Below are 12,980 nucleotides of genomic sequence, written 5' to 3'. Positions count from 1 at the left end.
GGCTGTGGAATCAAACGCCCGTGTGGCTCAGCGGCGCGACATGTAGATGTCGAGCGCCTTGTGGAGCAGCTTGTTCAGCGGGAAGTCCCACTCGCCGAGGTACTCGGCGGCCTGGCCGCCGGTACCGACCTTGAACTGGATCAGGCCGAAGAGGTGGTCGGTCTCGTCCAGCGAGTCGGAGATGCCGCGCAGGTCGTAGACGGTGGCGCCGAGCGCGTAGGCATCGCGCAGCATGCGCCACTGCATCGCGTTCGACGGGCGGACCTCGCGGCCGATGTTGTCGGAGGCGCCGTAGGAGTACCAGACGTGGCCGCCGACGATCAGCATCGTCGCCGCGGACAGGTTCACGCCGTTGTGGCGGGCGAAGTACAGCCGCATGCGGTTGGGGTCCTCGGTGTTGAGGGCCGTCCACATGCGCTGGAAGTACGACAGGGGGCGGGGCCGGAAGTGGTCACGGACAGCCGTGATCTCGTACAGCCGCTGCCACTCGGCCAGGTCCTGGTAGCCGCCCTGGACGACCTCGACACCGGCCTTCTCGGCCTTCTTGATGTTGCGGCGCCACAGCTGGTTGAAGTTCTTGTGGACCTCTTCCAGGGAGCGGTTCGCCAGCGGCACCTGGTAGACGTAGCGGGGCTGTACGTCGCCGAAGCCGGCGCCGCCGTCCTCGCCCTGCTGCCAGCCCATGCGGCGCAGCTTGTCGGCCACCTCGAAGGCGCGCGGCTCGATGAAGTCGGCCTCCAGGTCGCGCAGCCGCTTGACGTCCGGGTCCTGGATGCCCCGCTTGATGGTCTCGGCGTTCCAGCGGCGGATGATCACCGGCGGGCCCATCTTCACCGAGAAGGCACCCTGCTGCTTCAGGTGCGCCAGCATCGGCTGGATCCAGTCGTCCAGGTTCGGCGCGTACCAGTTGATGACCGGGCCCTCGGGCAGGTAGGCCAGGTAGCGCTTGATCTTGGGCAGCTGGCGGTAGAGGACCAGGCCGGCGCCGACCAGCTGGCCGCTCCGGTCGAACCAGCCGAGGTTCTCCGAGCGCCACTCCGCCTTCACGTCTGCCCAGGCCGGGACCTGCATGTGGCTCGCCGACGGCAGGCTCTGGATGAAGGCCAGATGCTGCTCGCGACTGATGGTCCTCAGGGTCAGGCTCATTCGGGGCGCTCCTCGGGCTGGTGTGTCCCCATGGGTACAGGGGCTCCGGCTCTCGCGCCGAAGCCTACTGCGCCTTGCGAGCGCCCTGACTGGGCGTAGGGGCCTTGAGCCCCGGCGACGTCAGCTGATGAGCCCACCGAAGAGGCCGCCGTGGGCCATGCCGATCAGGAAACCGACCCCCGCGGCACCGAGTCCGAGGATCAGGAAGAACCGCTGCCGCGTGGTCACCGAGACCCACTGGCCGTAGACGCCGGCGGCCAGCGCCACCAGACCCGTCCACGAGGTCAGCAGGTGGAGGCTGTGGAAGAAGGACGTGATGAAGGACAGCAGGCCCAGGGCGAAGGTCACCGCCATCAGGGCGTCCTGCAGCGGATGGCGCTTGCCGTCCGTGGCGAAGAGGGATCCGGCGGTGTTGGGCTGCAATACCTGTGCCATGGGCACCTCCTGCGGAAGCGGCGCATCGTAGCGCCGCACACACCCGATGTGTACCGATTGTGGGCCTCGGGGGCCGGATTTCAACCGGAAGCGGGTGTGCGGGTAGTCTGTACCGTCTGCACTGGTGTCTGCCCCGACCTGGACCAGGTCACACTGCCCGGCTTCCCTGAGGGAACCCCGATTGTCAGTGGCGGCGGATACCGTTGCGTACGCATCACAACCCTCCTGCCACGGAACGACCGTGGCCGCTGAGTCCAAAGGAGGTGGGTTCCACATGCGTCACTACGAGGTGATGGTCATCCTCGACCCCGATCTGGAGGAGCGCGCTGTCGCCCCCCTGATCGAGAACTTCCTCTCCGTCGTCCGCGAGGGCAACGGCAAGGTGGAGAAGGTCGACACCTGGGGCCGTCGTCGTCTCGCGTACGAGATCAAGAAGAAGCCCGAGGGCATCTACTCGGTCATCGACCTGCAGGCCGAGCCTGCGGTCGTCAAGGAGCTCGACCGCCAGATGAACCTGAACGAGTCGGTCCTCCGGACCAAGGTCCTCCGCCCCGAGATGCACTGAGCCTTCGCGCTCAGCTGATCTCGGGATTCGAGTAGCAGCACCAAGCAGCCAGCAGCAAACCCGCCGAGAGGTTCCCCCATGGCAGGCGAGACCGTCATCACGGTCATCGGCAATCTTGTCGACGACCCCGAGCTGCGCTTCACCCCGTCCGGTGCGGCGGTCGCGAAGTTCCGTGTCGCGTCCACCCCCCGCACCTTCGACCGCCAGACGAACGAGTGGAAGGACGGCGAGAGCCTGTTCCTGACCTGCTCGGTCTGGCGCCAGGCGGCGGAGAACGTCGCCGAGTCGCTCCAGCGAGGCATGCGCGTCATCGTGCAGGGCCGGCTGAAGCAGCGGTCCTACGAGGACCGCGAGGGCGTCAAGCGCACGGTCTACGAGCTGGACGTCGAGGAAGTCGGCCCCAGCCTGCGCAACGCCACGGCCAAGGTCACCAAGACCGCCGGTGGCGCTCGCGGTGGCCAGGGCGGTTACGGCGGCGGTGGCGGCGGCCAGCAGGGCGGCGGCTGGGGCGGAGGCTCCGGTGGCGGCCAGCAGGGCGGCGGCGCTCCGGCCGACGACCCGTGGGCGACCGGCGCTCCCGCCGGTGGCAACCAGGGTGGCGGCGGCTGGGGCGGTGGCTCCGGCGGCAGCGGTGGCGGCTACTCGGACGAGCCCCCCTTCTAGGTCCTCGGACCAAGGGTGGGTCGTACCCCAACTTCTTGATCACACAGGAGATACACCATGGCGAAGCCGCCTGTGCGCAAGCCGAAGAAGAAGGTCTGCGCTTTCTGCAAGGACAAGGTCACGTACGTGGACTACAAGGACACGAACATGCTGCGGAAGTTCATTTCCGACCGCGGCAAGATCCGTGCCCGCCGCGTGACCGGCAACTGCACGCAGCACCAGCGTGACGTCGCCACGGCCGTGAAGAACAGCCGTGAGATGGCGCTGCTGCCCTACACGTCCACCGCTCGCTAAGGGAAGGGTGACCGACTCATGAAGATCATCCTCACCCACGAGGTCTCCGGCCTCGGTGCCGCGGGCGACGTCGTCGACGTCAAGGACGGTTACGCTCGCAACTACCTGATCCCGCGGAAGTTCGCTATCCGCTGGACCAAGGGTGGCGAGAAGGACGTCGAGCAGATCCGTCGCGCTCGCAAGATCCACGAGATCCAGACCATCGAGCAGGCCAACCAGGTCAAGGCTCAGCTGGAGGGCGTGAAGGTCCGTCTGGCCGTCCGCTCCGGCGACGCCGGTCGTCTCTTCGGTTCCGTCACCCCGGCCGACATCGCGTCCGCGATCAAGGCTTCCGGTGGCCCCGAGGTCGACAAGCGCCGCATCGAGCTGGGCGCTCCGATCAAGACCCTGGGCGCCCACGAGACGTCCGTGCGTCTGCACCCCGAGGTTGCCGCCAAGGTCAACATCGAGGTCGTCGCGGCCTGATCGCCGCGTGATCGCCGTGCTCGTCTGAGCCGGTGAAAGGGGCCGCACCCTTCGTGGGTGCGGCCCCTTTCCCATGGCCGGGATCCCATGGCCGGGACGGCATGTTTCACGTGAAACGGTCAGCGGGTCGCGCCCGTCACGATCCAGCGGCCCGAGCGGGCCCGCAGCCACAGGGTCAGCATGCGGATCGTCATCATCAGTGTCATCGCTGCCCAGAGCGCGGTGAGCCCACCGCCGAATGCGGGGACGAGCAGGGCCACCGGAGCGAACACCGCCAGGGTGACGACCATGGCCCCGGCCAGGTAGGGACCGTCGCCCGCGCCCATCAGGACGCCGTCCAGGACGAAGACGATCCCGCAGACCGGCTGCGAGAGTGCCACGAGCAGCAGGGCCGGCAGCGCCGCGCCCTTCACCCCGGAGTCGCTGGTGAACAGGGGCAGAAAGACCGGTCGGGCGACCACCACGAGCAGGCCCAGTACGACCCCGGCCGCGATGCCCCACTGGATCATGCGTCGGCAGGCCAGGCGGGCCCCTGGGGCGTCGTCCGCGCCGAGATAGCGGCCGATGATGGCCTGCCCCGCGATGGCGATCGCGTCGAGTGCGAAGGACAGCAGGCTCCACAGGGACAGGACGATCTGGTGCGCGGCGATGTCGGCGTCACCGAGTCGTGCCGCGACCGCTGTGGCGATCATGAGGATCGCCCGCAGGGACAGCGTGCGGATCAGGAGGGGGACGCCGGCCTGGGCCGAGGCCCGGATGCCGGCGGCGTCGGGCCGCAGGGAGGCGCCGTAACGCCGGGCTCCGCGGACGACGACGGTCAGATAGACGGCGGCCATGCCGCACTGGGCGATGACCGTGCCCCAGGCCGAACCGGCGATGCCGAGTCCGGCGCCGTAGACCAGTCCCGCGTTGAGCGCGGCGTTGGCGACGAAGCCGGCGACGGCGACGTAGAGCGGGGTCCTGGTGTCCTGCAGGCCGCGCAGCACTCCGGTCGCGGCCAGGACGATGAGCATGGCGGGGATGCCCAGGGCCGAGACGCGCAGATAGGTGGTGGCGTAGGGGGCCGCGGTGGTGGAGGCGCCGAAGAGGTCCACGATGCCGGGGGCCAGGGGCAGGACGACGGCGATGACGGCGAGGCCGAGCAGCAGGGCCAGCCAGATGCCGTCCATTCCCTGGCGGATGGCCGCCGGGAGATCACCGGCGCCGACGCGGCGGGCCACGGCGGCCGTGGTGGCGTAGGCGAGGAAGACGAAGATGCTCACGGCGGTCGTCAGGAGCGCGGAGGCGACGCCGAGACCGGCGAGCTGGGCGGTCCCGAGATGGCCGACGATCGCACTGTCCGCCATGACGAAGAGAGGCTCGGCGACGAGAGCGCCGAAGGCCGGGACGGCCAGCGCGACGATTTCTCGGTCGTGCTGACGCCGGGTGGCCTTGGGGATCTCTGGAGCCTGTGTCATGAGCATCAATGTAATCGTCCACAGGTAAGAGATGCAACTGACTTGTGCTCCTTACTTCTCGGTCGGAGGCGTGTCCTTTCGGGTGCCGTTCGAGGCGATCTTGGCCCGACTGGGGAAGTTTTTTCTCTGCACAGCCGGTGGATCGTGAAGGTGCAGGTCAGCGGCTTGTTGATGGGGAGATCGAGGGCTTGTTCACAGGGCTTTCCACCGGGTCGTGCACAGGTTTCGCCGAGTTCTCCACAGCATCGGGGCCGTCGTCCACATGGCCTGTGGATAACCAGATTGGCTGACGGTGCCGACGGGCCTACGGTTGTCCGGCGCCCGCTCCTCCCTCCGGCTCGGCAAGCGTGCTGTTCCCGGTCGGGGAATCGTCACAAATCCGACGCGCCAGAACCGGAGTTGGGCCTCTCAGTTGTCAGTGTCGTGCCGTACAAAAGAGGACACGGCGAGGTCCGCCGTGCGGACGGGAGGAGGTGGCTCGGTGAGCATTTCCGAGCCCTTGGACGATCCGTGGGCCGACAGCGGGCCCAGTGATCGTCTGCCGGCCTCCCGTCGGCGCGGTGACGGCGGCCGGGGTCGTGACGAGCAGCACGACCGGGGCCGGGACAACGGGGCCTGGGGCGGCGGAGGGTCGTCCTTCGAGCGGGTCCCGCCGCAGGACCTGGACGCCGAGCAGTCGGTCCTGGGCGGCATGCTGCTGTCCAAGGACGCCATCGCCGACGTCGTCGAGATCCTCAAGGGCCACGACTTCTACAAGCCCGCGCACGAGACGATCTACACGGCCATCCTGGACGTCTACGCCAAGGGCGAGCCGGCCGACCCGATCACCATCGCCGCCGAACTCACCAAGCGCGGCGAGATCAACAAGGTCGGAGGGGCGGCGTATCTGCACAGCCTCGTCCAGACCGTGCCGACGGCGGCCAACGCCGAGTACTACGCGGAGATCGTCCACGAGCGGGCCGTACTGCGCCGCCTGGTCGAAGCCGGCACCCGCATCACCCAGATGGGATACGCGGCCGACGGAGACGTGGACGAGATCGTCAACCGCGCCCAGGCCGAGATCTACGCCGTCACCGAGCAGCGCACCAGCGAGGACTACCTCCCCCTCGGCGACATCATGGAGGGCGCTCTCGACGAGATCGAGGCGATCGGCTCCCGCAGCGGCGAGATGACCGGCGTGCCCACCGGGTTCACCGACTTCGACTCGCTGACGAACGGCCTCCACCCGGGTCAGATGATCGTCATCGCGGCCCGTCCCGCCATGGGTAAGTCGACCCTCGCCCTGGACTTCGCCCGGGCCGCCTCCATCAAGCACAACCTGCCGAGCGTCATCTTCTCGCTCGAAATGGGCCGCAACGAGATCGCGATGCGTCTGCTGTCCGCCGAGGCCCGGGTCGCCCTGCACCACATGCGGTCCGGCACGATGACGGACGAGGACTGGACGCGGCTCGCCCGCCGGATGCCGGACGTGTCGGCGGCGCCGCTCTACATCGACGACTCACCGAACCTGTCGATGATGGAGATCCGCGCCAAGTGCCGGCGCCTCAAGCAGCGCAACGACCTGAAGCTGGTCGTCATCGACTACCTCCAGCTGATGCAGAACGGTGGTTCCAAGCGCGCCGAGAGCCGTCAGCAGGAGGTCTCGGACATGTCCCGTAACCTCAAGCTGCTCGCGAAGGAGCTTGAGATCCCGGTCATCGCGCTCTCCCAGCTCAACCGTGGTCCCGAGCAGCGCACCGACAAGAAGCCGATGGTCTCCGACCTGCGTGAGTCCGGCTCCATCGAGCAGGACGCCGACATGGTCATCCTGCTGCACCGCGAGGACGCCTACGAGAAGGAGTCTCCGCGCGCGGGAGAGGCCGATCTGATCGTCGCCAAGCACCGAAACGGCCCGACGGCCACCATCACCGTCGCCTTCCAGGGCCACTACTCCCGTTTCGTGGACATGGCCCAGACCTGATCCGCCGGGCGCCCCCGAGGTGCCCGGCAAATGGATTCGACGCCCGTCTCCGTACCGGGTGGACTGGGCCCATGACGACAACTCAGGAAACCCTGCTGCCCGGTACTCGCCGCGCCCTGCTGCACCGGATCGCCGTCGCGCAGGCCAAGGGACGGGCTCCGTCACTGGTGGCCGCCGTCGTACGGGACGGGCAGACCGTGTGGCACGGGGCACGGACCTCGGTGGACGGGGAGAGCCCGGACGAGACGGTGCAGTACCGGATCGGGTCCATCACCAAGACCTTCACCGCCGTCCTGGTGCTGCGGCTGCGGGACGAGGGCGTGCTCGACCTCGGCGACGCACTGGAGAAGCATCTGCCGGGCACCGGGGTGGGGGAGGCGACGATCGCGCAACTCCTCGCCCACACCGCGGGGTTGGCCGCCGAGTCGCCCGCGCCCTGGTGGGAACGGACCCCCGGGTCGCTGCGGCCCGAGCTGAGCGATGTGCTGGGGAAGCAGCCCCTGCTGCATCCCGTCGGCCGGCGACACCACTACTCCAACCCGGGCTACACCGTGCTCGGCGCCCTGGTGGAAGCGGTACGCGGCGCTCCCTGGGAGGAGGTGCTGCGCCACGAGATCCTGGAGCCGCTCGGGCTGCACCGCACCGGCGTGGAGCCGGTCTTTCCGCACGCGGGCGGCTGGGCCGTTCACCCGTGGGCCGACGCGATGCTGCCCGAGCCGCTGGAGGACCTGGGCCGGATGGCGCCGGCCGGCCAGCTCTGGTCGACCACCGGGGACCTCGCGCGGTTCGCCGCGTTCCTGGCCCGAGGGGACGAGCGGGTGTTGAGTGCCGAGTCGGTACGGGAGATGCGCACCCCGGGGGCACCGGCCGAAGCCGCGGACGTGCTGGACGGGGTCACCTACGGCCTGGGCCTGCAGATCCAGCGCCGGGACGGCCGGCTGCTCGTCGGGCATTCCGGTTCCCTGCCCGGCTTCCTGGCGAACCTGAGCATCAGCGTGGAGGACGACGTGGCCGCGGTGGTGCTCGCCAACTGCACCAGCGGACCGCTGCTGGGTGCCGTGGGAGCCGATCTCGTCCGGATCGTCGCGGAGGCGGAGCCACGCATCCCGGAGCCCTGGCGGCCGCTGCGCGAGGTCGATCCGTCGGTGCTGGAGCTGGTGGGGCAGTGGTACTGGGGTACGTACGCCTTCGGCCTGCGCGCGACCGCCGATGGCCTTCTCTCCCTGGCACCGCTGGCCGGCGGCGGCCGTAGCGCCCGCCTCCGGGCGAACGGCGACGGCACCTGGACGGGCCTGGAGGGCTACTACGCCGGTGAGCTGCTGCGGCCCGTACGGCGCCCGGACGGATCCGTGAGCCACCTGGATCTCGGCTCGTTCGTGTTCACCCGGCAGCCGTACGACCCCGAGGTCCCGGTCCCCGGCGGCGTGGACCCGGAGGGATGGCGGGGCATCGGCTAGGCCGTGGCTGCGCAGGGGTGTGTTTCACGTGAAACCCACCCCTGCCGCTCACGGCGGTTCGGTGCGCGGTCAGAGCGCCAGCTTGAAGCCCTCGTGGGAGGCGGTGAAGCCCAGCCGCTGGTAGAAGCGGTGGGCGTCGGTGCGCGACTTGTCGGACGTCAGCTGCACCATGCGGCAGTCGAGCGCGCGGGCGGTGTCGATCGCCCACTCGATCAGCCGGCTGCCCAGCCCGCTGCCGCGCTCGTCGGCGTGGATGCGCACGGCCTCGATGAGCGCGCGGGTGGCTCCCCGGTGCGAGAGCCCGGGGATGATCGTGAGCTGGAGGGTGCCGATCACGCGGCCTGCGCGCACGGCGACGACGACATGCTGGTTCGGATCGGCGGCGAGGCGCTCGAAGGCCGCCTCGTAGGGCGTCAGATCGTCGGGTGACTCGCGCCGGGCACCGAGCGGATCGTCGGCGAGCATGGCGACAATCGCCTGCAGGTCCTCGGCGGTCACGGGCCGTATCTCAAGATCGTCCATGCACCGCACCCTACGCGGGCACGTTCAGCGACTCCACCGCTCGGACCAGCGGCGCCAGCTCGGGGTGCTTGGCGGCGGCGTCCAGGGCCTCGCGCAGCGCGGCGTCGTTGGTGGGCCGCGCCTCCTCCAGCAGCCGCAGGCCCGCCGGGGTGACGTTGGTGTAGATGCCGCGCCGGTCGGTGGGGCACAGGTAGCGCTCCAGCAGGCCGCGGTCCTCCAGTCGGGTCACCAGGCGGGTGGTGGCGCTCTGGCTGAGCACGACCGCGTCGGCGACCTGCTTCATCTGCAGATGCCCGCCCTCACCGTCGTGCTGCCTGCTGAGCACGTCCAGCAGCGAGTACTCGCGCACGCTCAGCTCGTGTCGGGCCTGCAGTGCGCGCTCGATGTGCGACTCGATCCTTCCGTGCAGCGCAGAAAGGGCGCACCAACCCTGGGCGAGGGCGGTGAGCGCGGGGTCCGTCGCTGTCATGGGGGTCCTCCTTCGTCCCGAGCGGCTGCACACCCAGGATAGAGCACCACCGCAATAGCCTGCGCTTGCATTTAGTCAGCGTCTGCAATTATTGTGAACGAACACAAAGCGCTCGTGCAATCGTCCGGGAAAGGTGTACCCCCTATGCCTCTCGCGCTTCTGGCCCTCGCGATCGGGGCCTTCGGAATCGGAACGACCGAGTTCGTGATCATGGGCTTGCTGCCTGAGGTCGCGGGCGACTTCGGGGTCTCCATCCCCACGGCGGGCCTGCTCGTCACCGGCTATGCGCTCGGTGTGGTCATCGGCGCCCCGCTGATGACCGTGCTCGGCACCAGGGTCCCGCGCAAGCGGATGCTGATGCTGCTGATGGGCCTGTTCATCGTCGGAAACCTGGTCTCCGCCGTGGCCCCGGCCTTCTCGATCATGCTGATCGGACGAGTGATCGCCTCGCTCGCCCACGGTGCCTTCTTCGGCATCGGCTCCGTCGTCGCGGCCGAACTGGTCGCGCCCGAGAAGAAGGCCGGCGCCATCGCCATGATGTTCACCGGCCTGACCGTCGCCAATGTCGTCGGCGTCCCGCTGGGCACGTTCGTCGGACAGAGCGCCGGCTGGCGTGTCACCTTCGGCATCGTCGCCGCCCTCGGCGTCGTCGGTCTCGCCGGCATCGCCAAGCTCGTGCCCGAGCTGCCGCGACCGGAGGGAGTACACCTGCGACACGAGCTGGCCGCCTTCAAGAACACCCAGGTCCTGCTCGCCATGGCGATGACCGTCCTCGGCTTCGGCGGTGTCTTCGCGGCCATCACCTACATCGCGCCGATGATGACCCACATCGCCGGGTTCGCCGACGGCTCGGTCACCTGGCTGCTCGTCCTGTTCGGCCTCGGCATGGTCGGCGGCAACCTCGTCGGCGGCAGGTTCGCCGACCGCGCCCTGATGCCGATGCTGTACGTGTCCCTGGGTGCCCTGGCCGTCGTCCTGGCCCTCTTCACGTTCACCGCCCACAACAAGATCGCCGCCGCGGTGACCATCGCCCTGATCGGCGCCCTGGGCTTCGCCACCGTGCCGCCGCTGCAGAAGCGCGTCCTGGACCAGGCGCACGGCGCCCCGACGCTCGCCTCGGCCGTGAACATCGGCGCCTTCAACCTGGGCAACGCCCTGTCCGCCTGGCTCGGCGGCATCGTGATCGCGGCCGGCTTCGGCTACACGTCCCCCAACTGGGTCGGCGCCGCCCTCGCCGCCGCCGCCCTGGTCCTCGCCTTCCTGTCCGCCGCCCTGGAGCGCCGCGACCCCGCACACCGCACCGTGGCCGCCTCCGGGACTCCGGCGGGACAGCGGACGCCCGTCCACCACTGAGCCGACGCCCCGGCACCCTCCCCGCACAGACGTCCGTTGCCCGGGCCCTCCCGGTACGGAGAAGCACCCACCACAGCACCATCGAAGGAGACAGCTCCATGAGCACCACCGCCGTCACCCCGCTCACCACCGAGGACGCCGAGCTGCTCGTCGCCACGGCCCGCCGGGCGGCCGAGGACGCCGGGGCCACCGTCAGCATCACCGTCCTGGACGCGGGCGGCCACCTGCTCGCCTTCCGCCGGGACGACCGGGCCGTGCTGATCTCCGGCGAGACCAGTACCCGCAAGGCCTACACGGCCCTCCAGCTGAACACCCCCACCGCCGGCCTCGTCGACGCCGTCCAGCCCGGCGGCCTCTTCCACACGCTGCCCACGGCCCTGGACCGGCCCCTGCTGTTCATCGCGGGCGGTGTCCCGGTCCACCGCGACGGACGGCTGATCGGTGCGATCGGTGTCGGTGGCGGTACGCCGGAGCAGGACCATGGCTTCGCCACCGCGGCCGTGCAGGCGCTCGCCTGAGCCACAGCCCGGACCTCCATGACGCCGGCCCCGTCGCTTCGAGCGGCGGGGCCGGACGTGTGTCGTAGGAGGGGCTCAGCCCGCGGCGACCGTGAGCGGTGCGAACCGCCGGGTCCAGTCACCCGGCAGGTCCGTGATGCCGTACGTCATCACCGAGTTGAAGGCGACGGAGGCGAGCCCCCGCTCCTTCGCCCAGGCGAGCAGCTCTTCATGGCGCACGTCGATGTCGGTGCGCAGGGGCCGCTCCGTGTGGGCCGCCAGCGAGGCGATGAGCGCCTTGGCGGTCTCCGTGTCCCGGGCGATCAGCGGGCCGACGACATGGGTGTCCATGTTGGGCCACGCGGCCGTGTAACCGATGAGCCGGCCGCCCTCCTCGGCCACCCGCAGCTGATCGGCGAAGGCGGGCAGCCGGGTGATGAGGTGCGTACGGTCGCTGCCGAACACCTCCTCGTCGAGGCACAGGATCGCGGGCAGGTCCTCCGCGGTGGCGGCCCGCGTGACGACGGAGGATTCCGGCCCGCCGGGGGCGAAGCGGCCCCTCAGCATCTCGGCCCGGCCCGTCACCTTGAAGCCCAGCTCCTCGTAGAGCGGCCGTCCGTACGGTGTCGCGTGCAGGGTCAGCGGTGTGGTCCCCATGGCCGACAGGACGTGCCGCATCAGCCGTCGTCCGACGCCTCGGCGGGCGTGACGTCCGGCCACCAGGACCATGCCGATGGCGCCGAGATCCGGCCGCTGCCACGCGCCGTACTCCGTGATCACGCACGCGGCGACGAGACCGCCCTCGGGGTCGTCGATGCCCAAGCCCTTCCCGGCCGAGAGGAGCAGGCCCCACTTGTGTTCCTCGCGTGGCCACCCCCGGTCTTCGGACAGGTCGGCGCACGCGGTGAGATCGCGAAGGGTCAGGCGGCGGATGGGCAGGGCGGCGAGGGAAGGAGTTGGCACGCAGGTCAGGCTGTCCGACCGGCACCCCCGCCGTCCACCCGTTTCGGCACGGACGCACGTGCTTTTGGCCATCTCGTGGGCAGCCGGACAGCCCCCGGTCATCCGTTGGTGTTTCACGTGAAACACCGGCAGCCGCGCGAGTGGACCCTCCCTTTCGGATCTTGCCGACGTCGCAGGAAAGGACCTAGCCGAGGTCGGGAGCGTGCATGGCGCGCACTCCCTCGATGTTCCCGTCGAGGTAGTGGCGCAGGGACAGCGGGACGAGGTGGACGGAGGCGATGCCGACCCGGGTGAACGGAATGCGGACGATCTCGTACTCGCCGGCCGGCTCGTCCACTTCGGGCCCGTGGCGCAGGGACGGGTCCATGGACTCCAGCCGGCAGACGAAGAAGTGCTGCACCTTCACCCCGGTCGCGCCGCCGTCCTCACCGATGTGCTCCACCGTGTCCACGAAGCACGGCACCACATCGGTGATCTTGGCGCCTAGTTCCTCGTGCACCTCCCGGTGCAGGGCGTCCACGACGGTGGAGTCCTCGGGTTCGACTCCGCCACCGGGGGTGACCCAGTAAGGATCGACACCCGGCTTGGTGCGCTTGATCAGGATCAGGTCGTCACCGTCCAGGAGGACAGCACGGGCGGTGCGCTTGACCACGGGTCGGACGGTCATGGGAGAAATGTGGCCCGGCTGGTTCCACGTGAAACCTCGCACCACGCACGACACGCGGCGCGTGCAC

Annotated in this window: 15 protein-coding genes; 8 read left to right on the top strand and 7 right to left on the bottom strand. The window is 69.6% G+C overall.

Annotated features, from left to right (window positions below):
* Window positions 1-27 precede the first annotated feature (27 nt).
* Window positions 28-1,146 (bottom strand): lipid II:glycine glycyltransferase FemX, encoded by a 1,119-nt coding sequence (locus ACZ3ZD_RS16180; RefSeq protein WP_467397317.1) that lies wholly within the window; start codon window positions 1,144-1,146, stop codon window positions 28-30.
* 120 nt (window positions 1,147-1,266) lie between these two features.
* Window positions 1,267-1,581, bottom strand: coding sequence for a hypothetical protein (locus tag ACZ3ZD_RS16175; protein ID WP_467397315.1), 315 nt, complete (start codon window positions 1,579-1,581; stop codon window positions 1,267-1,269).
* A gap of 274 nt (window positions 1,582-1,855) precedes the next feature.
* Here ACZ3ZD_RS16175 and rpsF point away from each other — a divergent pair, with 274 nt between their 5' ends.
* The 4 genes from rpsF (at window position 1,856) to rplI (ending at window position 3,568) form a co-directional block, all read left to right on the top strand.
* Window positions 1,856-2,146: a 30S ribosomal protein S6 gene (rpsF, locus tag ACZ3ZD_RS16170; RefSeq protein ID WP_023548633.1), complete on the top strand. Its 291-nt coding sequence runs from the start codon at window positions 1,856-1,858 to the stop codon at window positions 2,144-2,146.
* Window positions 2,147-2,224: 78 nt separating this feature from the next.
* Window positions 2,225-2,809: a single-stranded DNA-binding protein gene (locus ACZ3ZD_RS16165; protein ID WP_467397311.1), complete on the top strand. Its 585-nt coding sequence runs from the start codon at window positions 2,225-2,227 to the stop codon at window positions 2,807-2,809.
* A 57-nt stretch (window positions 2,810-2,866) separates the two neighbouring features.
* Entirely contained in the window at window positions 2,867-3,103 is a 237-nt protein-coding gene (rpsR, locus tag ACZ3ZD_RS16160) for a 30S ribosomal protein S18 (RefSeq protein WP_003949403.1), read from the top strand.
* Between the two features lie 18 nt (window positions 3,104-3,121).
* Window positions 3,122-3,568: a 50S ribosomal protein L9 gene (gene rplI, locus ACZ3ZD_RS16155; protein WP_030938854.1), complete on the top strand. Its 447-nt coding sequence runs from the start codon at window positions 3,122-3,124 to the stop codon at window positions 3,566-3,568.
* 119 nt (window positions 3,569-3,687) lie between these two features.
* On the opposite strand, the gene ACZ3ZD_RS16150 is transcribed toward rplI, so the two are convergent.
* Window positions 3,688-5,025 carry an MATE family efflux transporter gene (locus ACZ3ZD_RS16150; RefSeq protein ID WP_467397309.1) on the bottom strand — a complete coding sequence of 446 codons (1,338 nt, stop codon included), beginning with the start codon at window positions 5,023-5,025 and terminating at the stop codon, window positions 3,688-3,690.
* Window positions 5,026-5,506: 481 nt separating this feature from the next.
* On the opposite strand from ACZ3ZD_RS16150, the gene dnaB reads away from it, so the two are divergent.
* Together dnaB and ACZ3ZD_RS16140 are read left to right on the top strand one after the other, a co-directional pair.
* Entirely contained in the window at window positions 5,507-6,985 is a 1,479-nt protein-coding gene (dnaB, locus tag ACZ3ZD_RS16145) for a replicative DNA helicase (protein WP_467397307.1), read from the top strand.
* Window positions 6,986-7,056: 71 nt separating this feature from the next.
* Window positions 7,057-8,442: a serine hydrolase domain-containing protein gene (locus tag ACZ3ZD_RS16140; RefSeq protein ID WP_467397304.1), complete on the top strand. Its 1,386-nt coding sequence runs from the start codon at window positions 7,057-7,059 to the stop codon at window positions 8,440-8,442.
* 69 nt (window positions 8,443-8,511) lie between these two features.
* Here the strand turns inward: ACZ3ZD_RS16140 and ACZ3ZD_RS16135 are convergent, their stop codons facing one another.
* The gene (locus ACZ3ZD_RS16135) at window positions 8,512-8,964 is read right to left on the bottom strand and encodes a GNAT family N-acetyltransferase (RefSeq protein ID WP_467397302.1); all 453 of its coding nucleotides are present in this window, start codon (window positions 8,962-8,964) and stop codon (window positions 8,512-8,514) included.
* Window positions 8,965-8,974: 10 nt separating this feature from the next.
* The gene (locus ACZ3ZD_RS16130) at window positions 8,975-9,433 is read right to left on the bottom strand and encodes a MarR family winged helix-turn-helix transcriptional regulator (protein WP_467397299.1); all 459 of its coding nucleotides are present in this window, start codon (window positions 9,431-9,433) and stop codon (window positions 8,975-8,977) included.
* A gap of 144 nt (window positions 9,434-9,577) precedes the next feature.
* Here ACZ3ZD_RS16130 and ACZ3ZD_RS16125 point away from each other — a divergent pair, with 144 nt between their 5' ends.
* Window positions 9,578-10,786: an MFS transporter gene (locus ACZ3ZD_RS16125; RefSeq protein ID WP_467397297.1), complete on the top strand. Its 1,209-nt coding sequence runs from the start codon at window positions 9,578-9,580 to the stop codon at window positions 10,784-10,786.
* A 98-nt stretch (window positions 10,787-10,884) separates the two neighbouring features.
* The gene (locus ACZ3ZD_RS16120) at window positions 10,885-11,304 is read left to right on the top strand and encodes a GlcG/HbpS family heme-binding protein (protein ID WP_467397295.1); all 420 of its coding nucleotides are present in this window, start codon (window positions 10,885-10,887) and stop codon (window positions 11,302-11,304) included.
* A gap of 75 nt (window positions 11,305-11,379) precedes the next feature.
* Here the strand turns inward: ACZ3ZD_RS16120 and ACZ3ZD_RS16115 are convergent, their stop codons facing one another.
* Both ACZ3ZD_RS16115 and ACZ3ZD_RS16110 read right to left on the bottom strand, forming a co-directional pair.
* The gene (locus ACZ3ZD_RS16115; RefSeq protein ID WP_467397292.1) at window positions 11,380-12,246 is read right to left on the bottom strand and encodes a GNAT family N-acetyltransferase; all 867 of its coding nucleotides are present in this window, start codon (window positions 12,244-12,246) and stop codon (window positions 11,380-11,382) included.
* 184 nt (window positions 12,247-12,430) lie between these two features.
* Entirely contained in the window at window positions 12,431-12,913 is a 483-nt protein-coding gene (locus ACZ3ZD_RS16110; protein WP_467397290.1) for an NUDIX domain-containing protein, read from the bottom strand.
* Window positions 12,914-12,980: the final 67 nt, after the last annotated feature.

Source organism: Streptomyces sp. NPDC023481 (assembly GCF_055560195.1).
This window is presented reverse-complemented; position numbering and strand designations above follow the sequence as displayed.

Coding starts and splice junctions, on each gene's coding strand:
- ACZ3ZD_RS16165 (WP_467397311.1), top strand. CDS start 2,225: ATGGCAGGCGAGACCGTCATCACGGTCATCGGCAATCTTGTCGACGAC.
- ACZ3ZD_RS16135 (WP_467397302.1), bottom strand. CDS start 8,964: ATGGACGATCTTGAGATACGGCCCGTGACCGCCGAGGACCTGCAGGCG.
- ACZ3ZD_RS16150 (WP_467397309.1), bottom strand. CDS start 5,025: ATGACACAGGCTCCAGAGATCCCCAAGGCCACCCGGCGTCAGCACGAC.
- ACZ3ZD_RS16125 (WP_467397297.1), top strand. CDS start 9,578: ATGCCTCTCGCGCTTCTGGCCCTCGCGATCGGGGCCTTCGGAATCGGA.
- ACZ3ZD_RS16140 (WP_467397304.1), top strand. CDS start 7,057: ATGACGACAACTCAGGAAACCCTGCTGCCCGGTACTCGCCGCGCCCTG.
- ACZ3ZD_RS16180 (WP_467397317.1), bottom strand. CDS start 1,146: ATGAGCCTGACCCTGAGGACCATCAGTCGCGAGCAGCATCTGGCCTTC.
- rpsF (WP_023548633.1), top strand. CDS start 1,856: ATGCGTCACTACGAGGTGATGGTCATCCTCGACCCCGATCTGGAGGAG.
- rpsR (WP_003949403.1), top strand. CDS start 2,867: ATGGCGAAGCCGCCTGTGCGCAAGCCGAAGAAGAAGGTCTGCGCTTTC.
- rplI (WP_030938854.1), top strand. CDS start 3,122: ATGAAGATCATCCTCACCCACGAGGTCTCCGGCCTCGGTGCCGCGGGC.
- ACZ3ZD_RS16175 (WP_467397315.1), bottom strand. CDS start 1,581: ATGGCACAGGTATTGCAGCCCAACACCGCCGGATCCCTCTTCGCCACG.
- ACZ3ZD_RS16130 (WP_467397299.1), bottom strand. CDS start 9,433: ATGACAGCGACGGACCCCGCGCTCACCGCCCTCGCCCAGGGTTGGTGC.
- ACZ3ZD_RS16110 (WP_467397290.1), bottom strand. CDS start 12,913: ATGACCGTCCGACCCGTGGTCAAGCGCACCGCCCGTGCTGTCCTCCTG.
- ACZ3ZD_RS16120 (WP_467397295.1), top strand. CDS start 10,885: ATGAGCACCACCGCCGTCACCCCGCTCACCACCGAGGACGCCGAGCTG.